The following is a 24,112-nucleotide window of genomic DNA, read 5'->3' as shown; positions in this document are numbered from 1 at the left end:
TTTTCATAAAGCCGTGCTCTGCCCTTTCCCCCGCAAACAAGGTACGATGACTCTTGGGGGTGGAAAGTGCAGCCAAAGCCAAGGAGGAGTGCATCAGTCGTCTAAAAGACTCATTTCTCCCGTCTCCTCTGTCTCGGCACGGCCTGTATCCAACCCATAGTGATCACGGATCTTCAGCATGATTTCATTGCGGATGTCCGGATTCTCTTTGAGGAATACTTTTGCATTTTCACGTCCTTGACCAAGACGCTCTTCATTATAGGAATACCAGGCACCGCTCTTGAGGATGATATCAAGTTCTGAACCAAGGTCGACGATTTCACCTTCTTTGGAAATCCCTTCTCCGTACATGATATCTACTTCTGCAACACGGAATGGAGGAGCAACTTTGTTCTTGACGACTTTGATCTTTGTCTTGTTCCCTACCATTTCATTTCCCTGTTTAAGGGTCTCGGCACGACGGACTTCAAGACGGACGGAAGAGTAGAATTTAAGTGCGCGTCCACCAGGTGTCGTTTCCGGGTTTCCGAACATAACCCCGACCTTTTCACGGATCTGGTTGATGAAGATGGCGATGGTCTTGGATTTGTTGATGGCACCAGAAAGCTTCCTCAAGGCCTGGGACATGAGACGAGCTTGGAGACCAACGTGGGAATCCCCCATCTCCCCTTCAATCTCGGCTTTAGGCACCAGGGCAGCCACAGAGTCAATAACAATCGCATCGACTGCACCGCTTCGTACGAGGGCTTCAGCGATTTCCAATGCCTGTTCACCCGTATCCGGCTGTGAAAGCAGGAGTTCGTCGATATTGACTCCCAATTTTTGTGCGTAAACGGGATCCAGTGCGTGCTCAGCATCTATGAATGCTGCTTGGCCACCTTGGGCCTGTACTTCTGCAATGGCGTGAAGGGCAACGGTTGTCTTACCAGAAGATTCCGGTCCATAGACTTCGACAATCCTACCACGTGGATAACCGCCTACCCCAAGCGCTGCGTCAAGGGCAAGTGATCCACTTGGTACCGTTACGATTTCCCTGTCGGTCTTTTCTCCCAATTTCATAATGGAACCTTTACCGAATTGTTTCTCTATTTGTTTTAAAGCCATATCCAAGGCTGCTTTACGTTCACTCACAAATGATTCCTCCTTCAGAATGGTTAACTGGTTAACAATCTATACGCTTGTCTCACTTCCAACCTATCTATAACTATAAAGGTTTTTTTAATAGAAAACAAGCAAAAAGTCGAACATTCATTCGGTTTTTTATCCTTCGCCTATTTTAAGGGTTCTCTTACTTTTTCCAATCCTATGAAAAAATGGGTGCCCTGCAGGCACCCATACGATTTCTTATGCTTTGTATTCCTTCACCAAGTAATGCCACCCGTATTTTACTGTCCGGCTGCGATTCCCGTTTCGGCTTCCAGCCAGTGTGAGCTTGTATGCCCTCGGCTCTTCATCACCTGAGGCGATGCCGATCCAAACGGTTCCAGGAGGCAGATCCCCTTGCGCTTCTGGTCCTGCTACACCAGTGAAACTGATGCCTATATCGGATTTGAACAAGGTTCTCACATTGGCCGCAAGCTCGATGGCGCATTCACGACTGACCGCACCGTGATTCTTCAACGTTTCCTCCCGTACGTTCAGCACATTCCTCTTCACAGAATCCTGATAGCATACCACTCCCCCCTCAAGGACGGAAGAAGCACCTGCGATCGAGGCAAAGCTGGATTGGAACAAGCCTGCCGTGAGGCTTTCAGCTGCCGCAAGGGTCAGGCCTTTTTCTTTCAGGAGCCTGAAGCCCACCCCCTCAAGGGAGTCCTGGTCGTATCCGTATAGGTACTCCCCGACTGTTTGCCGAATTTCCGATTCCAACTCATTCAAGAGAGTCTCTGCGACATTTTTTGACTCGTGCTTGGCCGTCAATCGCAAAGTAACCTCTCCGTCCCCGGCAAGAGGGGCGATCGTCGGATTCGTCTGCCGGTCGATGAGTTCTTCAAGGTCGGCTTCGAGCTGCGACTCCCCGATCCCGAAGAATCGAAGTACACGGGAATGGATCACTTCTTTTCGTTTCATGAGGCCCATGACGGCAGGAACCCCGTACGTACTGAACATCGGCCTCATCTCAGAAGGCGGGCCAGGCAGCAGGATATACGCTTTCCCGGACTGTTGGAACACCATACCGGGTGCCATGCCGAAATCATTTTTCAATGGCACCGAACCTTCGAGAATCAGTGCCTGCTTTTCGTTGTTGGGAGTCATCACCCTGCCGACTTTTTCGAAATAAGTCCTGATGGAGTCCATGGCTTCTTCATCCATGGAGAGGCTGACACCCAGACTCCTTGCAATGGTCTCTTTGGTCAGATCATCCTTGGTCGGTCCGAGACCTCCCGTGAAGATAAGAAGGTCCGCCCTCTCTTCTGCATGTTTGATGACCTCTTCAAGTCTCGCCGGGTTATCTCCAACGCTTGTATGATAAAACACGTTCACTCCGATCTCGGCAAGCCTTTCTGAGATGAACTGGGCATTGGTATTAGCAATCTGCCCCAAAAGTAATTCCGATCCAACTGCGATAATTTCTGCATTCATGATTATTTCCTCCCGGTGAAAGAAGAAAGGGATGATTCCAATTGAATCAGCCCCTTCCATCCGTTATTTTGAATTAACAAACGCTTTGCGATTATGGTAAAAATAGTCCCAACCGGACCAGATGGTGAAGAACATGGCAATCCAAAGGGCAATGACATCGAACGGCAAGTTCATGAGCTCGAAGATGGCATTATTCAACAGCAATGCCGATATGGCAATGATCTGTGCCCACGTCTTGATCTTACCGAGCTGACCTGCAGCTACCACTTCGCCTTCTCCTGCCAGCACAAGTCGTAGACCCGTCACGGCAAATTCACGGCTGATAATGATGATGACAATCCATGAAGGCGCCACTCCCATTTCAACCAGTACGATCAAGGCTGCAGATACAAGTAGCTTATCCGCTAGGGGATCAAGGAACTTCCCGAGATTGGTGACGAGATCCAATTTCCTCGCGTAATATCCATCGATCCAGTCTGTCGTAGACGCGATGATGAATATGAGAGCCCCTACGAATTGATTGACCGGAAGATCCGCGCCAAGGAAGCGCATATCCCCCCAGTTCCAGGGAACCAGCATGATAATGAGGAAGAGCGGGATCAGAATGATCCGGGAAATGGTGATTTTATTAGGTAAATTCAATGTATTGCCTCCAATCCAGTGCACTAGAAGAAAGGGAAGGCGCCCCTTTCTCCTTACTCTGAAGATTCTTTGCTGTAATTAATGATAACATCCTGCCTGACCACATCGGTTGGGATTCCAAACTCGACTTCCTCCCCGTTGATGGTGATACCTGTGTTGGCAGCATTCCCGATGATGAGATAGGCCTGGGACTCATCTGAAAGATCAATGTCCTCCTGCCCACCCTTCTTAAGGGTCCCTTCAAACAAAATCTTTTCATCTTGATTATACACGCGAATCCACGAATCACCGTCAGCAGATAACGAAAGTTTGAATTGATCTGTTCCATTCAGTTCGTAAGTGGTCTTATATCCCTGGACAGATGTCTGCTTGAGTGTTTGTTCATCTTCCTTTTTAGTATCTTTTGAATCATCTTCTTTATCCTGCTTTTTATCCTTATCGGCTGCAGGCTTTTCTTCTTTGTCAGATGATGTTTTTTCACCATCGTCTTCCTTCGGTACATCCTTCTCGTCTACCGCTACCTGGCTGTTTTTATTCGTATCGTTATCTGCAGCATCATCGTTACCCATTTTCCCTTGGATGAAAACCCACAGGACAAAGAGGATGCCGATGATCACCACCACGATGAGCAGGGTCGGGATGAAATCGAGGACCTTCGAGGAACTTTCGGACACCGTCTTTCTTGTCTGAACCCTTGAAAGGGAATCAGGAATTTCTTCGTGCTGTGTGACAGGGATTTCGGACTTGTACTCTTCAAAGATTTCTTCAGGTGGCAGGCCGACTGCTTCACAGTACTGCTTGATGAAGGCCCTCACATAAAATTTACCGGGCATGGAATCATACGAACCTTCCTCGATTCCGGTCAAATAGCGTTTCTGGATCTTCGTGATCCGCTGCAGATCGTCGAGGCTATAGCCTTTAGACTCCCTTGCATCCTTTAAACGTTTTCCTAATTCAGACACTTTTTAACACCTTCCAATATCAAAAATCAAAACCGCCGAAATCGGAATTTTGAAATAAATTATTTTGTTCAACCAACTCATATGTAATTTCCTCTTCAGGATTGTTCCGCAATTCGATGATGTAATCGAAATCCTCCAGGGTATACTCGGAGTTTTGGACAAACACATCAGGGTGCTCGATCACTTTGACCGCCGGCATGCGCATGATTTCCCTGACAAGCTGCCAATGCTGTTCATTTGCCCTCCGGGTAGAGACGATTCCGTCAATGATGAAGAGATTATCGTCTGAATATTCATCTTCGATCAGTTTGCTTCTGATGGTCTGTTTTAATAAAGTGGAAGATACGAATAGCCATTTTTTGTTGGCACAGACGCTCGAAGCGACGATAGATTCCGTTTTCCCCACGCGGGGCATACCACGCAGCCCCACAAGCTTGTGTCCTTCCTGCTTGAATAGTTCTGCAAGGAAATCGACAAGAAGTCCGAGCTCATCCCGAACGAAACGGAACGTCTTTTTATCATCTGCATCCCGCTGGATGTAACGTCCATGCCTGACAGCCAGGCGATCCCTCAGTTTCGGTTCTCGAAGCTTGGTTACATTGATGGTATCCATCGTCTGCAGGATCGATTCGAGTCTTCCGATCTGCTCATCCGTGTCAGCAAGGAGCAGCATTCCCCGTCTCCCTTCGTCCACCCCATTGATGGTGACGATATTGATCGAGAGCATCCCAAGCAGGGAAGAAATATCCCCCAACAGGCCGGGTCGGTTCTTTTGAATCTCATATTCCAGGTACCATTCTTTCCTTTCCATCGGGTTTCCTCCTTCAAAGGCAATGATCCAGATTCGGGGATTTTAAACTCTAGGTATTATAATAAAGTATTTTTTTCTAATATAAAAGAAAAACCTACATAATTGCCTACATTTTCTCTATTTTTCACGTTGGATGGGACAATGTAAAAAAGAGAGGGAAAATCCCCTCTCTTTAGCGAGTTCCGTTATTGTTGACAAGCTTGACCATCATGTTGGCGATAGCATGCTGCTCATCAGGTGAAGCGACAGACCAAAGATCTGCAAGGACTCTTTCTTGATCGTTCTTAGCTTCCACCTGTTTGGAAAGGTAGTCACCGATTTGATAAGCAAGATCATTCACGGTTTCGTTTTCCATACCGCTGTGCTGAGCCTGGTGCAAGCGATCACCCAAGAAGTTTTTCCAATCAGACCAGTTTTCTAATACTGACATGTCATATGACCTCCTTTATTGAGATACAAGCTTAGTTTGCATCTTTTCAAGGGAATTATGCGTCCGGTCTCAAATTTCAATGGAGGCATTGTCGGGTCAGATTTCCCCGGCTCCGCTTTTCTCTTTGTCCAGCTCCTCAAGGGTGACCCTCGAGGTCATAAGTCCCTCAGACCATAAAGGCAAGGGACGCCTTTATGTCCTGACGTTCCTATGCTTGTCGGGTCAGTTCTCCCCGGCTCCGCTTTTCTCTTTGTCCAGCTCCTCCGGGGTGACCCTCGAGGTCATAAGTCCCTCAGACCATAAAGGCAAGGGACGCCTTTCTGTCCTGACGTCCTTATGCTTGTCGGGTCAGTTCTCCCCGGCTCCGCTTTTCTAGGTGTACCAGCCCCCGTTGACGGATAGGGTTTGGCCGGTTATGTATGCTGCTTTTGGTGAGAGGAGGAAGTCCACGGCGTCTGCTATTTGGTCGGGGTGGGCGAGTTCCCCCATGGGAATTTCGTCTCTGATTCCCTGGACGTCTTCTTCTGTAAAACCGGAGAGCATATTGGTGCTCACAGCACCGGGGGCCACGGCGTTGACCCTTACCCCGCTAAGGGCGACCTCTTTGCTAAGGGCCTTTACAAATGAAAGCTGGGCTCCTTTCACAGCAGAATAAACAACTTCGCAGGATGCACCCGTCTGGCCCCAGATGGAGCTCATGAGTACAATGGATCCTTTTTTCCTGACCAACTTCGGAAGTAAGGCTTGTACTAGGAGCATCGGGCTCTTTACATGCAAGCTGATCATCTCATCCATGCTTTCTTCGGACTGATCTTGGAACAGTCCCCAGTGAGACGTTCCGCTGCAGTACACAATGGCGTCCAGATCAAAGATCTGTTCAGTCAATTTCCCCACTCCCCCGGAGGAAGTGAGATCCGCTTTGACCGGTATTACATCCACTCCTTTAATCTCCTCCATCAATGTAGTGATGGCTTCTTCATTTCGATGATAATGGAGATAGAGACTCCATCCCTCACTGGCAAGCTTCTTTGCCGTGCTTTTACCGATACCTCCAGAAGCACCGGTAATTAGAGCGAATTTCATGATCGTTCCTCCTTTACACAAGAAGGGGAACTGCCGGTTATGGACAGTTCCCCTTCAAGCATCATGAATTTGGTACAACCTGGCATACGGTCATCCGTTTTTCATCAATCAGACCTGCAGCTGCATTGGTGATGTCGTCCACTGACAGACTTTCAAGTGTCGGTACGACATCGAATAGATCCATTTCATTGAATGCATAGCGGGTAAACTGATTGGCAATGAACTCGGGAGAATTGATGGCACGGAGAAAGGCTCCGATTTTCTTCTTCTTCGTCCTCGCCAGGTTTTCTTCGGTTACGATCGGTTCGTTCACAGCCTTCAGAAGGAGACCCTGAATGCGTTCGGCCAATTCATCCGGCTTCTCCGTATCCCCACCGGCAGTTAGGAAACCAAACCCATTTTCCTGGGTATAATCATAACTGAACGTTTCATCGATCAGTCCGTCATTATAAAGGTCCGAATAGTGATTTGAACTTTTCCCGAACAAAATATCAAGGAAAACGTTAATGGAAAGCTCCTGCTTCAGCATTTCCTTGCCTTGCTGATGTGGGTCGGATGCCTTCAGGCCAACCAAACATTTTGGGCTTTGCACGTTCATTTTCAGGACTTTTTTCTTTTCTGCCACTTCATCGGGTTCCTGATCGAATTCCCTTTTGATTTCAGGCATCTTTTCATAATCCTTTTTGCCTTGATTTTCCCTGACCTGATTCATAATAGCCTCAGGGTCCACGGAACCGACAACGAACAGCAACATATTACTCGGATGATAGAACGTGCCGTAGCACTGATAGAGCATGTCTTTCGTGATAGGTGTAATGGACTCGATCGTCCCTGCTATATCAATCTTGACAGGATGATTTTTGTACATATTTTCAATCACGCCGAAATACAGGCGCCAATCGGGGTTATCATCATACATGGTGATTTCCTGTCCGATGATCCCCTTTTCTTTTTCAACTGTTTTTTCCGTAAAGTAAGGATCCTGCACAAAGTCGATCAGTGTTTCCAGATTCCGCTCCACGTTAGTGGTACTGGAGAAAAGATAGGCTGTGCGCGTGAATGACGTGAAGGCGTTGGCAGAAGCGCCTTGCTTACTGAACTGCTGGAACACATCTCCGTCTTCTTTTTCAAAAAGCTTATGCTCGAGGAAATGGGCGATGCCGTCTGGAACTTTGACCAATTCTTCCTCTCCGAGAGGGGCGAAATGGTTATCGATGCTTCCATATTTTGTTGTGAAGGTTGCATAGGTTTTATTGAATCCTTCCTTAGGAAGGATGTACACATCCAACCCGTTTGCCATCTTCTCATAATAAAGGTTTTCCTGCAGCTGATCGAAGGTAATCTTCTTCATATCATTACCCCTCCGTTCCTGTTAAAAAGTAAATCGTATCAAGTTCGACTTTATTGGCCGCTTTCACCACTTCATCCTTTGTGGCTGCGTCGATTTTTGCGAGCCAGTCATTCAAGCCGATATCGATCCCGGCAAAGGCGTTTTGGTACAGGACTTCCACAAGACCACGCGGAGTATCGATGGTTTCAAGCATTTGATTGCGCATGACTGCTTTGGTTTGATCCAACTCATCACTAGTGAAATCACCAGCCTTCATGGCTTGAAGCTGCTCATCGATGATTCCCACCGCTTGATCATAATTCTTCGACTCGATTCCACTCATGACCATGAGTAGCCCTTTGTGGCTTTCGAGGCGACTTGCTGCATAGTAGGCAAGGCTTGCTTTTTCACGTACATTGATGAACAGTTTGGAGTGGGAAAATCCACCGAATATCCCATTGAAGACCTGAAGCGCAAAATAGTCCTCATCGCCATATTGAGTATGGGTACGGTAGCCGATATTCAATTTTCCCTGTTTGACATCCTGCTGTTCCTTGATGACATTTTCCTTCTGGATTTGCTTTTGAATACCTTGGTCGACACGCTTAGGATCCCGTTCGGAAAGATTCATGAGACCATCGCACAGCTTTTCTACTTCATCCGCATCGACGTCGCCGATCACATAAAGATCAAATTGATCTTCCTGCATGACGCGCTCATAGTAATCATAAAGCGCCTTCGGTGTAATCGCATCGACTTCGTCCTTCTCTCCGTTGACGTGAAGGGCGAATCGCTCGCCTTTACACATTTCCTCCACCAGACGGGAGTTCGCATACCTCATTTTGTCATCGTAGACCGATTGAATCCGGATTTTTTGATTCCGCTTCTCTTTCTCGACCGTTGCAGGGTCGAATTCATCGGTGGCATGGGGATTGAAAAGGACCTCCGTTAAAAATTCGATTCCTTTTTGAAGGAGTGGTTCAGAATCAGCGAGAAACTTTTCATTGGCTATCTCAACAGACATGCTGACGATATGGTACTCGCCCTTCTTTCCAAGGTCGACAAAAAAGTTCGCCCCATATAGTTCATCAAGGTGGGAACGCAGTGTAGTCGTGGACGGGTAGGATTTAGTACTGCTTTGCATCACATGCGGCAGCAGCCCTCTCAATGTCACGGTATCTTGATCCAAAGGCGCCTTCATTTTAAAGACGATGCTGTTTGTTTTGAATTTTTCAGTTTTGACGATATGTAGCGTATATCCGTTCTTCTTCTTGATCACTTCATTAATATCAGACATTCGGCTCAAGCCTCCTTCATATCTTGCATAAACACCTTTATTTTACGGGTATTTACGTCTAACTATACATGTTTGCCACACGCGTTTTCAAGCATCTTCCTCCGCTGGTAAAACCTTAATGGGCTATTATATGAAAAAAACACGGAAAACATGCAAAAGGAGCCCTTGATGAAGGGCTCCTTTCCATTAACGACTTCCTTTGATATAAGGTGTTCCAAGAGCTTTTGGTGCATCTGCACGTCCGATGAACCCTGTCAAAGCCAGGATCGTAAGAACGTAAGGTGCGATCAAGAGGTACACGCTCGGAATATTTTCGAATAGCGGAAGGCTGCTTCCGATAATGCTGAGGCTCTGAGCGAATCCGAAGAAGATCGCTGCACCCATGGCACCAAGTGGATGCCATTTTCCGAAGATCAGTGCAGCCAGGGCCATGAAACCTTGTCCACTGATGGTAGCATGACTGAAATCGGATGAAATCGACTGGGCATATACCCCGCCCCCGATTCCAGCGAAGGCTCCAGAGAGGATGACTCCGATATATCTCATACGTGTCACGTTGATGCCCATCGTGTCGGCAGCCATAGGGTGTTCCCCGACAGAGCGCAGACGCAAACCGAATGGCGTTTTGAACATGATGAACCACACAAGGAATGCCGCAATGATCGCCACAAACGGTGGCCAGTACGTATTACTGAAGAAGATGTCTCCAATCACCGGTATCTTATGGAGAACAGGCACATCGATTTTCGAGAAGCCTTCTGAAATGATGTCTGTCTGGCCTTTTCCATAAATGCGCTTTACGAGGAAAAGCGTCAAACCGACAGCAAGGAGATTGATGGCCACACCTGATACAGTTTGGTCTGCCCTGAAGCTGATCGATGCGACAGCGTGCAGGACGGAGATCAATGCTCCGGCAAGCATACCGACAAGAAGGGACACCCACGGGGTGGCAGCTCCGAAGGTATCAGCAAATGCAAGGTTAAAGACGATGGAGGAGAAGGCTCCGATGACCATCAATCCCTCCAAGCCGATATTGACGACCCCTGATCGCTCTGAAAATGCTCCACCAAGTGAAGTGAAAATAAGTGGTGATGCCCACAATAATGTTGATGGAATAAGTATGGTTAAGATATCGATGAACCCCACTTATTTCACCCCCTTTTTCCTGAATCGTTGAATCATATAGCGGATGATATAACCTGATGCCACAAAGAAGATGATAAGGGCGATAATGATATCGACCAGCTCATTCGGAATGCCTGCATCAAGCGGCATATTCAGGGCTCCGACCTTCAAGCCACCGAAAAGCAGTGCCGCGAAGATGACCCCGATTGCTGCATTTCCGCCCAAGAGCGCTACAGCGATTCCATCAAAACCGACTCCTGTGAAGCCTCCCTTGATGGAAGCATAACCGAATGTACCGAGAGCTTCCATGGAACCGGCAAGCCCTGCAAACGCTCCTGAAATCACCATGGACAAAATGATATTTCCATTCACGTTCATTCCTGCATATTGAGATGCGTTCTGATTGTATCCTACAGCGCGCAATTCATATCCACGTGACGTCTTCTCAAGAAGGAACCACATGATGAATGCACACGCAAGGGCAATGATGATTCCCCAGTGCAGGCGTGAGAAGTCTGTGATGGATTCAAGGAATGGCGACTTCAGGGAAGCTGATTCCGCTACATAATCCGTCCGTTCCTTCCTGTCAGTCAACACATCACGCACGATAGCATTCGATGCCTGCAGGGCGATATAGTTCATCATGATGGTTACGATGACTTCGTGCACCCTGAACCGGGCTTTCAAAAGTCCTGGAACGAATCCCCATAAGGCCCCGGCCAGTGCGGCTGCGATGACAGCGAGCGGCAGATGGATGAACTTTGGCAGATCGCCGAAGGATGTACCCACCCACACGGCTGCAAGCCAGCCCACGATAAGCTGTCCTTCAACCCCGATATTGAACAAGCCTGTCCTGAATGCAAATGCAACGGCTAGACCCGCTAGGATCAGAGGGGTCATCTGACGGAGGGTTTCCCCGACGAAGTAGACTTCCCCGAAGATCCCGTCCCATAGGGCGGAATACCCTTCGATCGGATTATACCCGCTCACGAGCATGATGATGGTACCGGCAAGGATGCCAAGGACCACTGATATGATAGGGATCAATATATTAGTTAGACGATTAGACATGTGATGTTTCCCCCGTTCCTTTCCCTTTCGAACCAGCCATCAAGAGGCCGAGCTCCTGTTCCGTCGTGTCTTTTGGATCGACGATCGCGACAATCTGTCCTTCATAAATCACAGCAATACGGTCGCTTACATTCAGGATTTCATCCAGTTCGAAAGAAAGCAGCAATACGGCTTTTCCGTTGTCCCGCTGTTCGATGAGACGCCTGTGAATGAATTCGATCGCCCCTACGTCCAACCCGCGGGTAGGCTGTGCAGCGATGAGAAGATCCGGATCTTTATCCACTTCCCTGCCGATGATGGCTTTTTGCTGATTCCCCCCGGACAAAGATCGTGCCAGGGTGTATTCAGACGGCGTACGAACATCAAACTCTGCGATGATCTTCCTTGCATGATTGTAAATATTTTTATAGCTCAGAATTCCCTTATTTGAATACGGTTTTTTATAGTAGTTTTGAAGAACGATATTTTCACCGATCGGGAAGTCCAGTACCAATCCGTGCTTATGACGATCCTGCGGGATATGTCCGACACCCGCTTCATAGATTTTCCTCGGTCTCATGTTCAAAATCTCTTTACCATTCAGTTTGATCGAACCGCTGTCTGCTTTCATGAGGCCGGTGATGGCTTCGATCAGTTCACTTTGACCGTTACCATCGACTCCTGCAATACCGAGGATCTCACCTGCTTTCAGGTCCAGATTCAATCCTTTCACGACCGGAACATTCCGGGAGTCCTTCACTTGAAGGTCGCGAACCTCGAGAACCACTTCCTTAGGGGATGCAGGGATCTTTTCCGTTTTGAACGTGACTTCCCTTCCGACCATAAGGCTTGCCAGATCATTGGGGTTCGTGTCTGACACGCTGACAGTCCCGATCCCTTTTCCTTTTCTGATAACGGTTACATTATCACACACTTCCATGATTTCCTTCAGTTTGTGAGTGATAAGGATGATGGATTTCCCTTCTTTGATCAAGGTTTTCATGATCTGGATCAGCTCTTTGATTTCCTGTGGCGTCAGGACGGCGGTCGGCTCATCGAAGATCAGGATTTCAGCTCCGCGATAGAGCGTTTTAAGGATCTCCACCCTCTGCTGCATCCCTACTGATATATCTGATATCTTGGCAGAAGGGTCGACCCTAAGGCCATATTTCTCAGATATATCCGATATTTCTTTTTCAGCTTTTTTAATATCCACCGTGGCACCCGATTTTGGTTCCCTGCCGAGGATAATGTTCTCCGTTACAGTGAACGTATCAACGAGCATGAAATGCTGGTGGACCATTCCGATCCCGAGATCATTTGCAATGTTGGGATTCGTGATGTCCACCTTTTTCCCTCGCACGCGGATCTCACCCTGTTCGGGTTGGTAGAGACCGAACAACACGTTCATCAACGTGGACTTACCGGCTCCATTTTCACCAAGAAGCGCATGAATTTCACCTTGTTTGAGCTGGAGAGTAATATTGTCGTTAGCTACGATGCCAGGGAACTCCTTGCGGATATTCAGCATCTCGATTACATAATCCATTTTATTCACTCCTTGCGATAGGCTAGGGACAATTTATCTAGTAGTTAGAGGTCAGACCTTAAGATCGATTTCCCTTGTAAAAAACTAAGTGAAAGATAGAATGGGCTTCTACCCTTCAATTAGATTTTCAATTTTCTTATATTTTGCTGCAAAAAAGGGATAAGAGACCGGCTATCCTTGGCCCGCTTATCCCCAATGAACTATAATCAGTTAGCTTTGAAGCTTTCGGCGTCTTTGATGGAAGAAGGAACTTCCACGTCACCGCTCTTGATTTTTTCTTTCCACTCATCAACGGCTTTCACGACTTCGTCTTTGTTGGAAAGTTCTTCATTCACTTCCGCAAGACCTACACCGTCTTCTTTAAGACCGAACAAGATTTCTTTCCCACCAGGGAAATCCCCGTCCTTCGCTTGAGTCGCGACATCTTTCACTGCGTTGTCCACTCGCTTAAGGGCAGAAGTCAGGACGATGTTGTGGTCTCCCACTTTTCCTTCGTCTACCTGGTCAGAGTCGACACCGATCGCCCAAAGCTCACGGGAAGGATCTTTTGCTTTCAGATCACGTGCTTCTTTGAATAATCCGTTACCTGTTCCACCAGCTGCGTGGAAGATGACATCTACTTTAGAAGAGTACATTTTTGAAGCAATCGTTTGACCAAGCTCTGCTTTATCGAAAGCACCTGCATAGTCCGCAACGATTTCTGCATCAGGGTTGCTTGCTTTGACACCGGCGATGAATCCTGAATGGAAGCGCTCGATAACCGGGCTTTCCACTCCGCCGATGAATCCGATTTTATTGGTTTTGGTTGCAAGACCGGCCGCTACTCCCGCTAGGAAAGAAGCTTCCTGCTCTTTGAACATGATGCTGGCAACATTCGGTTGATCTACAACTTCATCCACAAGGGCGAAGTGAGAATCCTTCTGTTGGCTGGCGATATCTTCGATCGCACCTTTCATCATGAATCCAATTCCATATATCAAGTCAAAGTCTTGGCGAGCCAAGTTGTTCAGGTTGGTAGCATAATCAGCATCGGATTGGGATTGAAGGTAATCGAATCCTTTTTTCCCTTTTTCCAAGTCATTTTCTTTACCATAAGCTTGAAGGCCTTCCCAAGCTGATTGGTTGAATGATTTATCATCAACACCGCCGACATCTGTTACCATTGCCACTGTGAAGTTATCATCCTTGCCTTTCCCGTCACTTGCATTATCTTTGTCATCGCTTGTTCCACATGCACCTAGAATTGTTCCTGCAGCCAACACGAATGACATCGCCATACCAAATTTACGCTTTTTCACCTGAGTACCCCCTAGTATTGTTATAAATTAGTAGAAAGGCGGATCATACACGCTTCCTAAGCACGTGAAAGCTGAACTTATCCGAGCGGAAGTAGTTCACCGAATAGAGGATTGGTTCATCATTCTCACTGAAGTGCATCTGTTTCAGCACAAGAAGTGCCGTTTCAGGCTCGCAGTTCAGGATCGGGGAGATTTTATCATGATACCCGAGAGGCTCGATATGTGCCCCCGCATATGTGATTCTCTTATTCTCCCTTTTCTCCAGAACGGAGAAGATGGAATTGTCTTCATGGGTGAAGTTCCGCGGCATGATTCTAGCCGGTATCTTATCCATGCAGTAGACGACAGGTTCCCCATTCGCCGTACGCACCCTCTCGATGAGGATGACATCCTCCGGTTCTTCCAATGAGAAGCGTTTCATATCTTCCTCGGTTGCTTCCTGGGTCGTCGAGCTCAAAAAAATAGTCCCCGGATCCATCCCAGCCTGCCTGATCATATTGGTCACGCTGCTGAGCTGTTCGATGCCCGAAGTGAAGAGGGGTTTGGCATTGACAAATGTACCGACTCCATGCCGCCTGACGATGACACTCTCTTCCTCAAGGATCCTGAGTGCCTCCCTCAGCGTAGCGCGACTAACGCCGAGCTGTTTGGAAAGGTCGAATTCGGAAGGAAGTTTTTCTTTCTCTCTGTACATCCCCGCTTCGATGTCTTTCTTCAAGCGATCAATGACCTGCAAATACAAATGCCGATTGTCTGTCTTAATTGTCAACGGAACCACCACCAAATTTTCTCAAGTCATCAGACCTCTGATGTATATCTTTCCTACTAATCGAAAATACTATAACACTTTTCAAAACATAAATAAATAGCATTGTGTGATTTTGTCGAAAAAAATGATTTATTAAAAAATTTATCTTCCAAATGCCCTTCTTTATGGAAAAACCCCTTGATTTTTTCATGTTTTTATCATTAAACGTCCTGGTTTTTACATTTCCAACGCCTATATGTAGCAATGTTCACACTAATGAAATAATGCATGTTTTTAGGAAGCGTTGCCAATAGTATAACTCATTGGTGGATAACTTTTTGATTTTAATAAAAAAACCGCTTGAGCAGATGCTCAAGCGGGGTCTTTCAGCTCATGTCTCAAGAGGTATGGGCTCTTAGGAGGATTGTTCTTCGGAGGGCTTGCCGACAAGTACGGTCCGTGGCTTGCTTCCTTCATAAGGTCCGACTACTCCCCGTACCTCCATTTCATCGATGATCCTGGCGGCTCTCGTATAGCCGATCCTGAACCGGCGCTGCAGCATGGAAACAGACGCAGTCTGCATTTCAGCAATCAATTGGACTGCATCATCATACAGCTCATCTTCCGCTTCCCCGCTGCCGGACTCTTCCTGGACTTCATCCGGGATCATTTCTTCCTGATACTGTGCTTTTTGCTGCGATATGACGAAGTCGACGACTTCTTCTACTTCTTCATCGGATAAGAAGGCCCCCTGTACCCTTGTCGGCTTGGAAGCACCGACAGGCATGAAGAGCATATCCCCCCTTCCAAGGAGTTTTTCTGCGCCTCCAGAATCTAGGATGGTTCGTGAATCGGTCATGGAAGAGACAGCAAAGGCAATCCTTGAAGGGATGTTTGCCTTGATGACACCGGTAATGACATCCACCGACGGTCGCTGTGTGGCGATGATCAAATGAATCCCTGCCGCACGGGCCATCTGCGCAAGGCGGGTGATGGCATCTTCTACATCATTCGATGCGACCATCATCAAGTCAGCGAGCTCATCGACGATGACGACGATATAAGGAAGAAGGGGCTGTTTGTCTTCGTTCTCAAGGTTTTGTCTTTTGACATAATCATTGTATCCTTCAATATTACGTGTGCCTGTATGGGAGAAAAGCTCATATCTTCGCTCCATTTCATTCACGACTTTTTTTAACGCCTGAGAGGCACGCTTCGGCTCCGTCACGACGGGTGCCAGCAAGTGGGGAACTCCGTTATACACATTGAGCTCAACCATTTTGGGGTCGATCATCATGAGTTTGACTTCATGGGGCTTGGCCCTCATAAGGATACTCGTGATGATGCCGTTGATACAAACACTCTTCCCGCTACCCGTGGCTCCCGCTACAAGGAGATGGGGCATCTTATTCAGTTCGGCAAGTACGGCTTCCCCTGTAATATCCCTGCCCAGTCCGATCTGGAGTTTTGACTCAGGCTTGTTTTTTTCCTTTGATTCGAGCACTTCCCTGAGGGATACCATGGCCACTTCCGAATTCGGCACTTCGATTCCAATGGCGGATTTCCCCGGTATCGGTGCTTCGATCCTGATGTCTTTTGCAGCGAGCGCCAATGCGAGATCATCGCTGAGATTGACAATACGGCTCACCTTCACCCCGACATCCGGGTGCACTTCATATTTGGTTACGGCAGGCCCTAGATGGACCTGGGTCACCTTCGCTTTGACGCCAAAGCTTTGGAAGGTGCGTTCGAGCTTCGCTGCATTGGCATGGATCAGCTGATATTCATTGCTCTGATCTGTCTTTTTCGGACTTTTCAACAGCGAAATCGACGGAAGCTTATAATCTTTATTCTCGACTTCGGTGAAGGTGATCGGAGGAGCATCGTCTTGAACGCCCTTATCAGTTGAATCATCTTTCGCCTCCCCTGCTGCCGGTTCTTCTTTATCGGTCCGTTCATGGGCATAGGCCTTCTCGGCAAAATTCGATATGATCGGTTCCCGGATATCGACCTGAGGCTCAACATCTGGTATCGGATCGACGGAAGGCACCTTCGTTTCCTTCTCCTGCACTTTCTTTTCAACAGCTGGCTTTTCCAGCTTCTTTTTTGCTTTTTCTTCTTTCCATTCTGCCATATCCACCTTGAATGCTTCCCACTGGGAGGTGATGAATGCTCCGAATCTTTTTCCGATCCGACCGAGTACATCCCCAAGGGATCGACCGGTCACCAGGATGATCCCGATGATGATGAAGGTCGCACTCATAATCCGTGCCCCCTGTGAATCAAAGAGGAAATAGGACACGGCGAACAGGACGCTGCCGATCATCCCACCTCCGATGTCGGAGGTACTGGATTCTCCCCTGATATCCATCCAATAGAGATCCCATGTGTTCATGATGACACTAGGGTGCTCGAAGGCACCATCATTGCTCAGCAGATCGAAAAGCTTCACGTGGCTGAGGAGCAGGAAGCTCGCCACGATGATATATATCCCTACCAATCTCCTGCTGAAGAGAAGCGGTACTTCCCGTTTCACCATCAGGTATCCCGCGATGTAGATCATGAGAAGCAGAGCTGCCATATACCATTCACCCATGAAGAACCTGAAGAAATGGACGACGGCCCTACCCACCGCCCCCAACTTGATGACGGATATCAAACTGAGCGTCAACAGCATCAAGCCGGTAATTTCATATTTTATAGTCTGCTTCAGTGCGTTGGTGTTCGATACCTTTTTTTTCCTTTTCTTTTTTTTCGCCAATTCAATTCACCTAAATTCTTAAGAAGTCTTACGGATTATGTACGTGAAGATGAAGAAAGGGCTGACCCTTATCGGCATCCTTCTTCGCCACAGGTGTCAGTCCCCATCCGTCATGTTCAACTTATGTCTCCTTTTTAGTATACCATACCCTACATGGTGAAAGAATCCTCTTTATTCCTTAATTACCAAGGATCATACCAGGAGAAAAGCGATTGTCGAGGAAATGGGAAGGATCACTGCTCATCACCCTCAATACCCGGTAATTCTCCTCTTCCTTCTGGACCATCAGCGGCACTCCTTCATAGTCGATCATCATCTGGGAGGCATATACTTCTGGGTCCGTCGCGAATACGGCTTCCTGGGGAATGATGGTGTAGAGGATCATTGGATCAGTCCCTCCCCTTCATCCGTATGGTTCAGTTCGATCAGCTCATTGATTTTCTTGATGGCTTGACCGATCCCTCCGATCCCATTGATGAGACCGTATTTGACCGCATCATCACCAACGACGTTCGTCCCGATATCCCGTGTCAGGTTCCCCTTTGCGAACATAAGGTCCTTGAAATCTGTTTCAGAAATGTTACTGTGCTTGGTTACAAAGCTCACGACGCGATCCTGCATCTTGTCCAGATACTCGAATGTCTGCGGCACTCCGATCACAAGACCGGTCAATCGAACAGGATGGATTGTCATGGTGGCAGTGCTCGCGATGAATGAATAGTCACACGAAACGGCAATTGGGACACCTATGCTGTGCCCTCCGCCAAGAACAAGGGATACTGTCGGCTTAGAAAGCGATGCGATCATCTCTGATATGGCAAGACCCGCTTCCACATCTCCGCCGACGGTGTTGAGTATGACGACGAGCCCTTCGATTTTAGGATTCTGTTCAATGGCCACGAGCTGAGGAAGGATATGCTCATATTTCGTTGTTTTATTTTGTGGTGGGAGCTGCATATGACCCTCGATCTGTCCCACGATTGTCAGACAGTGAATATTTGAGTCCTGTGAAAGCTGTGGCACATTGGTTTGTCCCAGCTGTTGGATCTTCTCCATCAAGCCTGACGGTTTATCTTTATCATCCTTGCCCGGCTGATCTTCCTGTTCCATTCTTGTATCCATAAGTCCAACTCCTTTTCGCTTGGTGCATACCATTATTATTCAATAAAGGAGAGGATTTATACCCCTGCGTAAAACGGAAAGGCTATCTGCATGGACAACAGATAGCCTTCTTGGATTAAACTTCCATGATGATCGGGAGAATCATCGGTCTTCTTCTGGTTTTATTGTATAAGAAGTAGTTGAGCTGGTCCCTTACATCCTGCTTGATGGTCGTCCATTCGAATGACCCTTTCTGCAGATAATTATGGACCACACTTTCGACGATTTCTGACGCTTTCTCGATGAGAGCTTCCGATTCCCTCACGTATACGAACCCTCTAGAGATGATTTCCGGTCCTGCTACAATGCTCTTGGACTTCCGGTTGATCGTGACGACGACAGTGAATACACCATCTTCAGATAGGAGTCTTCTGTCCCTGAGGACGATATTGCCGACATCTCCTACTCCGATCCCATCGATCAGTACATTGCCGGCCTGGACCCGGCCGCCCATCCTCATCTTCCCGTCTTTATACTGTAGGATATCTCCCTTGTCGAGGATGAAGATTTGCTTGAAAGGAAGCCCGATACCATGAGCGATTTTACTATGGGCAATAAGCATTTTATATTCCCCTTGGATCGGAACGAAGTATTTCGGTTTCATGATATTGAGCATAAGTTTCAGATCTTCCTGTGACCCATGACCGGAAACATGTACTTTCTTATCAGCGGTCAATACTTCTGCTCCCGCTCTGTACACCATGTCGATCGTTCTTCCAGCGATCACTTCCATGCCAGGTGATGGCGTTGCCGTAATCAATACGGTATCACCCTTCTCGATGTTCACATGTCTGTGGGAACGCTTGGCCATACGCTGAAGGGCCTCGAATGGTTCTCCATGTGAGCCGGTGGCAAGGATGACCACCTCGTCACTTGAGAAATCACCGATCTGGTCGATGCCTATGATCAAGTCTTCGCGGACATGGAGATACCCGAGCTTCAGCGCGATATCGTAAACTCTCTTCAGGCTTTTGCCTACAACCACGACTTTCCGCTTGTTCTGTTCAGCTGCATCAAATACCTGTTGGAGCCTGATGAGATTTGATGCAAAGCAGGCAACGATCACTCTGCCCTTGGCTTTTCTGAATGCACTATTCAGATGCATTTCAATGACCGATTCCGAGGTGGTAAAACCAGGTCTTTCTGCTTCAGTACTGTCCGATAGGAGACAGAGGACTCCCTTCTCACCAATCTGCGCCATCTTTCCAAGGTCGGGACGATAAAAGTGCTTAGCAGATTGATCGAATTTGAATTCACCTGTATGCACGATGGCTCCTTGTGAGGTATGGATGCAAACTCCCACAGAGTCCGGTATACTGTGAGTCGTCTTGAAGAACGTCACATCCACACCGTTGAACTGGAGCCTGCTGTCCGAGTGAATGGTGTAGAACTTTACATCCGTGCGCACCTGCTCATCTTTCAGCCTTGCCTTCACGAGTGCATTGGTCAATCTTGTACCGTAAACCGGTGCCCTCACTTTATCCAATAGGTAAGAAATGGCCCCGATGCTGTCTTCATGACCATGGGTAAGGAAAATGCCTTTTACTCTCCCGCGGTTTTGTTCAAGGTATTGGATGTCCGGTATGACGATATCGATCCCGAGCATTTCATTTTCAGGGAACATCAGCCCTGCATCGATGACGAAAATATCTTCATCGACTTCTACAATATACATATTTTTACCGATTTCCCCTACTCCGCCCAAGGGGATGATCTTGATTTCTTCATGTTTCACTTTGCTATTACTCACCATTATGTCCTCCTATGTTGTGCTTTCCCCGATCTTATATCAGTTAAAATCATTATAAAGGAAACCCTTTTCATAATACAACCAAAATTATCCTCTACCTTCTGGTTGACGTCTATGTAGAAAAGTGCACGTTCGAATATGTACTATTTCGAGAATGGCTGTGAGGAATCCTTCTTTGACCTAGAAATTTATCACAGAGTACACCTCTATATGATGAATGGCCCCGACATCCATGCCGGGGCCACTTGAGTTTTCATGATAAAAGTTTGCTGAGGCTCTTCCTTTCATCTTCCGTCAGTGGAATCAGCGGAAGGCGGACAGAACCGACATCAAGACCCTTAAGCTGCAGGGCGGTTTTGACAGGTCCTGGGCTCGGGGTTGCAAATAGACCTTCCATCAAAGGTAGCAACTCCTGATGCAGTTTCGCTGCACGACTTGTATCTCCAGAGAGATGGGCCTCTGCCATCTGCTGCATTTCTTTCCCGATGATGTGGGAAGCAACAGAGACGATTCCATCGGCACCGATCGATAGGGCAGGCAGGGTCAAACCATCATCTCCACAATATACGAGGAAGTCGTCAGCTGTGGACGCGATGATCTTCGTCATGGCACCAAGGTCGCCGCTTGCCTCTTTTACCGACATGATATTCGGAACCCCCGATAGTCGGATGATGGTGTCCGGTGAAATGGTGACGGCGGACCTTCCAGGGACATTATAGAGCATGACCGGCAATGTGACGGCGTCAGCCACTTCTTTAAAGTGAAGGAACATGCCTTCCTGACTTGGTTTACTATAATATGGTGCTACAAGCATGATGGCATCGACACCGATTGCTTCCGCTTTTTTGGACAGATCGATGGATTCCTTCGTATTATTGCTTCCGGTACCTGCAATGACAGGGATCCGGCCATCTGCGATTTTGACTGCATGACGAAATAATGCAAGTTTCTCTTCCTTTGTAAGCGTCGGGGATTCTCCTGTTGTCCCGGCAATCACGAGAGAATCAGTCCCATGTTCGATCAGGTAGTTGATCAACTGTGTCGTTTTATTAAAATCGATATTCCCTTTACGATCAAACGGTGTGACCATCGCTGTTGATACACGGCCAAAATTCACAACTATTCACTCTCCTCAAATTGATGCGCTAACCAGGCAGCATCCCTCTCTTGCAGTTGAAAGGCATCATGAAGGGCATTGATGGCATTCACAAGATCATGCTCTTTTACGAGTACCCAGATGGTTGTATGGCTGTCGGCAGACTGCAGGATCCTGATACCAAGATCAGAAAGGGAGGACACGATGACGGATGTGATACCCGGAACACCGGTCATTCCCGCTCCAACCACGGATACCTTGGCGCACTCCCGTTCCACATGGGGAACATGACCGAGATTCTTAAGAACGGTAATGGCACGGTCGCTCAAAGTGGAAGAAACCGTATAAACGACTCCCCGAGGGGAAATGTTGATAAAATCCACGGAGATGCCTTCCCTCGCCATCGCCTTGAACACTTCCGCCTGCAAATCATATTGATCCTCCCTTGCGAATACCTTGATCTGTGTAAGAGACTGTACATGGGCTATGCCTGTGACGGGGTGACTTCTGAAATGTTCATGATCCTTCATGAAGCTCGGTGTGGTGACGAGGGTACCCGGATCTTTCGAATACGTGGACCGGATCCTGATGGGTACATTCGAGTTCATGGCGATTTCAACCGCTCGCGGATGAATGACCTTTGCTCCCTGGTACGCCATATTGCATACTTCATTATAGGATACGACCTTAATGGGCCGCGCCCTGGATGAAATGCGTGGGTCCGCCGTCATGATTCCCTCCACATCGGTGAAGATATCGATAAACTCTGCCTCCAATGCGACGCCGAGTGCGGAGGCTGAGGTATCGCTCCCACCCCTGCCGATCGTCGTAATATCACCCCTGGGGGTCGCTCCTTGAAACCCGGCTACCACTACGGCGTCATGAAGATCAAGTTCTTTTTTAATCCTTTCGCAATCCATTTCCATGATCCTGGCATTGCCAAAGTCATCATTGGTGCGAAACCCTGCCTGAGCCCCGGTCAGCGCCGTGGAACACACCCCATTCTGCAGGAGCATATTGGAAAAGACGAGACTCGAAATGATTTCTCCGCATGATAATAATAAGTCCTGTTCCCTTTTGCTGATTCTCGTGTTCCCTTCTCCTATGAGTCCGAGTAGGGAGTCGGTTGCATACGGCTCCCCTTTTCTGCCCATGGCGGAGACGACCACGACCACCTTATACCCTTCACTGATGGCTTCTTTTGTATGAGCAATGGCTTTCAGCCTTGTTGATTCATCCCTTACGGAAGTACCTCCGAATTTCTGGACGATCACTTTCATGTCTACACCTCTTCATCAATGGTCAAGAGGTAGGGGGATGGTTGCTTGAGTTAGTCGTCGTATGTTGTTATGATCCTCTTCTGCTTATTTAACCAGACCCAATTTCAATAGGCTTTCAGCAATCTGCACTGAATTCCAGGCAGCGCCTTTCAAAAGGTTATCGGATACGATCCACATGTGGAATCCGTTGTCCTCATCAAGGTCTTTTCTCACGCGTCCGACAAAAACATCCGGCTTCCCTACTGCATCGGCAGGCATCGGATAAATTTGTTCTTCGGGTACATCCTGAAGGGTTACACCCGGAGCTGCCGTGAGTTGCGCATGAATATCCCCCACCGAAATGGAGTCCTTATCAATCTCAATATATACACTTTCAGAGTGACCTGTTACTACTGGGAGTCTCACACATGTGGCTGACACCTTCAAATCAGGTTGATGCATGATCTTTTTTGTTTCATTGATCATCTTCATTTCTTCGAATGTAAAACCATTTTCCTGGAACAGATCAATCTGAGGGATCACATTATAGGCAATCTGATAATGTTTTTTATCCCCTTTGACCGGCAGGACATTCGGCTCAAAGGAATCGCCCGACAGGATCGCCTGCGCCTGATCATTTAATTCATCTATGGCGACTGCACCGGCTCCGGATACAGCTTGATAGGTAGAAACGATCACCTTTTTCAGTCCATAGGCTTTACGCAGTGGCTCTAGAGCGGCAACCATCTGGATTGTCGAACAGTTGGGATTGGCAATGATGCCTTTATGAAGTTTCAGATCTTCCTCATTTACTTCAGGCACAACGAGCGGAACTTCGGGATCCATACGGTAGGCACTTGTATTGTCGACTACGATGGCCCCCCTTTTCACTGCCTCTGGAGCAAGAAGCTTTGATACGCTTCCCCCTGCACTGAACAAGGCAATATCCACCCCTTCAAAGCTTTCGGGCTTCGCTTCTTTCACCGTATACTCTTTTCCTCTAAAAGATACTGTTGAACCTGCCGAACGGGCAGAAGATAGTAAGATCAGATTTTTTATCGGAAAATCCCTTTTTTCTAATGTTTCCAGCATTTGTTGTCCGACTGCCCCGGTTGCACCGACGACTGCCACGTTTAATTCCGTTGTATTCAAAATCCTCTCTCCTTCCAAAACTTTT

General features: G+C 47.7%; 21 protein-coding genes. All 21 read right to left on the bottom strand.

The window, feature by feature from the left end; all coding sequences use genetic code 11:
• Positions 1-93: 93 nt before the first annotated feature.
• The 21 genes from recA to asd all read right to left on the bottom strand — a co-directional run bounded on the left by recA (position 94) and on the right by asd (position 24,087).
• Positions 94-1,131 carry a recombinase RecA gene (recA, locus tag ABJ225_RS02985; protein WP_053427238.1) on the bottom strand — a complete coding sequence of 346 codons (1,038 nt, stop codon included), beginning with the start codon at positions 1,129-1,131 and terminating at the stop codon, positions 94-96.
• 213 nt (positions 1,132-1,344) lie between these two features.
• A complete protein-coding gene (locus tag ABJ225_RS02980; RefSeq protein ID WP_347318334.1) occupies positions 1,345-2,583 on the bottom strand; it encodes a competence/damage-inducible protein A in 1,239 nt (412 codons plus the stop codon).
• Between the two features lie 63 nt (positions 2,584-2,646).
• Positions 2,647-3,225, bottom strand: coding sequence for a CDP-diacylglycerol--glycerol-3-phosphate 3-phosphatidyltransferase (gene pgsA / locus ABJ225_RS02975; protein ID WP_053427240.1), 579 nt, complete (start codon positions 3,223-3,225; stop codon positions 2,647-2,649).
• Positions 3,226-3,278: 53 nt separating this feature from the next.
• Positions 3,279-4,187 carry a helix-turn-helix domain-containing protein gene (locus tag ABJ225_RS02970; RefSeq protein WP_347318333.1) on the bottom strand — a complete coding sequence of 303 codons (909 nt, stop codon included), beginning with the start codon at positions 4,185-4,187 and terminating at the stop codon, positions 3,279-3,281.
• A gap of 19 nt (positions 4,188-4,206) precedes the next feature.
• On the bottom strand, positions 4,207-4,998 hold the full coding sequence (locus ABJ225_RS02965; RefSeq protein ID WP_048003988.1) for a DUF3388 domain-containing protein: 792 nt from the start codon (positions 4,996-4,998) through the stop codon (positions 4,207-4,209).
• Between the two features lie 172 nt (positions 4,999-5,170).
• Positions 5,171-5,428: a DUF3243 domain-containing protein gene (locus ABJ225_RS02960; RefSeq protein ID WP_048003989.1), complete on the bottom strand. Its 258-nt coding sequence runs from the start codon at positions 5,426-5,428 to the stop codon at positions 5,171-5,173.
• A gap of 372 nt (positions 5,429-5,800) precedes the next feature.
• Entirely contained in the window at positions 5,801-6,514 is a 714-nt protein-coding gene (ymfI, locus tag ABJ225_RS02955) for an elongation factor P 5-aminopentanone reductase (RefSeq protein WP_056538572.1), read from the bottom strand.
• A 58-nt stretch (positions 6,515-6,572) separates the two neighbouring features.
• Entirely contained in the window at positions 6,573-7,862 is a 1,290-nt protein-coding gene (gene yfmH / locus ABJ225_RS02950; protein WP_056537057.1) for an EF-P 5-aminopentanol modification-associated protein YfmH, read from the bottom strand.
• A gap of 4 nt (positions 7,863-7,866) precedes the next feature.
• Positions 7,867-9,138, bottom strand: coding sequence for an EF-P 5-aminopentanol modification-associated protein YfmF (gene yfmF / locus ABJ225_RS02945; protein ID WP_056537059.1), 1,272 nt, complete (start codon positions 9,136-9,138; stop codon positions 7,867-7,869).
• A gap of 186 nt (positions 9,139-9,324) precedes the next feature.
• On the bottom strand, positions 9,325-10,284 hold the full coding sequence (locus ABJ225_RS02940; protein ID WP_056537062.1) for an ABC transporter permease: 960 nt from the start codon (positions 10,282-10,284) through the stop codon (positions 9,325-9,327).
• Positions 10,285-11,334 carry an ABC transporter permease gene (locus tag ABJ225_RS02935; RefSeq protein ID WP_056537065.1) on the bottom strand — a complete coding sequence of 350 codons (1,050 nt, stop codon included), beginning with the start codon at positions 11,332-11,334 and terminating at the stop codon, positions 10,285-10,287.
• On the bottom strand, positions 11,327-12,862 hold the full coding sequence (locus tag ABJ225_RS02930) for an ABC transporter ATP-binding protein (RefSeq protein ID WP_056537068.1): 1,536 nt from the start codon (positions 12,860-12,862) through the stop codon (positions 11,327-11,329). Before ABJ225_RS02930 ends, ABJ225_RS02935 begins: the two co-directional genes overlap by 8 nt.
• Positions 12,863-13,068: 206 nt before the next feature.
• Complete coding sequence (locus tag ABJ225_RS02925) at positions 13,069-14,160, bottom strand: BMP family lipoprotein (protein ID WP_056537071.1); 1,092 nt, start codon at positions 14,158-14,160, stop codon at positions 13,069-13,071.
• Positions 14,161-14,203: 43 nt separating this feature from the next.
• The gene (locus ABJ225_RS02920; protein WP_048003997.1) at positions 14,204-14,929 is read right to left on the bottom strand and encodes a GntR family transcriptional regulator; all 726 of its coding nucleotides are present in this window, start codon (positions 14,927-14,929) and stop codon (positions 14,204-14,206) included.
• A 394-nt stretch (positions 14,930-15,323) separates the two neighbouring features.
• Positions 15,324-17,669, bottom strand: coding sequence for an FtsK/SpoIIIE family DNA translocase (locus ABJ225_RS02915; RefSeq protein WP_347318331.1), 2,346 nt, complete (start codon positions 17,667-17,669; stop codon positions 15,324-15,326).
• Positions 17,670-17,847: 178 nt separating this feature from the next.
• Complete coding sequence (locus ABJ225_RS02910; protein WP_053427250.1) at positions 17,848-18,054, bottom strand: YlzJ-like family protein; 207 nt, start codon at positions 18,052-18,054, stop codon at positions 17,848-17,850.
• Positions 18,051-18,791: a ClpP family protease gene (locus ABJ225_RS02905; protein WP_148985356.1), complete on the bottom strand. Its 741-nt coding sequence runs from the start codon at positions 18,789-18,791 to the stop codon at positions 18,051-18,053. Before ABJ225_RS02905 ends, ABJ225_RS02910 begins: the two co-directional genes overlap by 4 nt.
• Before the next feature lie 115 nt (positions 18,792-18,906).
• Positions 18,907-20,580, bottom strand: a complete 1,674-nt coding sequence (locus ABJ225_RS02900; protein ID WP_347318328.1) for a ribonuclease J — start codon at positions 20,578-20,580, stop codon at positions 18,907-18,909.
• A gap of 253 nt (positions 20,581-20,833) precedes the next feature.
• On the bottom strand, positions 20,834-21,703 hold the full coding sequence (dapA, locus tag ABJ225_RS02895; RefSeq protein ID WP_309518205.1) for a 4-hydroxy-tetrahydrodipicolinate synthase: 870 nt from the start codon (positions 21,701-21,703) through the stop codon (positions 20,834-20,836).
• Positions 21,700-22,956, bottom strand: a complete 1,257-nt coding sequence (gene dapG, locus ABJ225_RS02890) for an aspartate kinase (protein ID WP_347318326.1) — start codon at positions 22,954-22,956, stop codon at positions 21,700-21,702. The genes dapA and dapG overlap by 4 nt, the downstream gene beginning before the upstream one ends.
• Before the next feature lie 84 nt (positions 22,957-23,040).
• The gene (gene asd / locus ABJ225_RS02885) at positions 23,041-24,087 is read right to left on the bottom strand and encodes an aspartate-semialdehyde dehydrogenase (RefSeq protein ID WP_347318324.1); all 1,047 of its coding nucleotides are present in this window, start codon (positions 24,085-24,087) and stop codon (positions 23,041-23,043) included.
• Between the last annotated feature and the right edge of the window lie 25 nt (positions 24,088-24,112).

It is taken from the genome of Rossellomorea sp. RS05 (assembly GCF_039822645.1).
GTDB classification, from domain to species: Bacteria; Bacillota; Bacilli; order Bacillales; family Bacillaceae_B; genus Rossellomorea; species Rossellomorea marisflavi_B.
The sequence above is the reverse complement of the archived record's forward strand: the minus strand, read 5'-3'. Positions and strand labels throughout refer to the sequence as shown.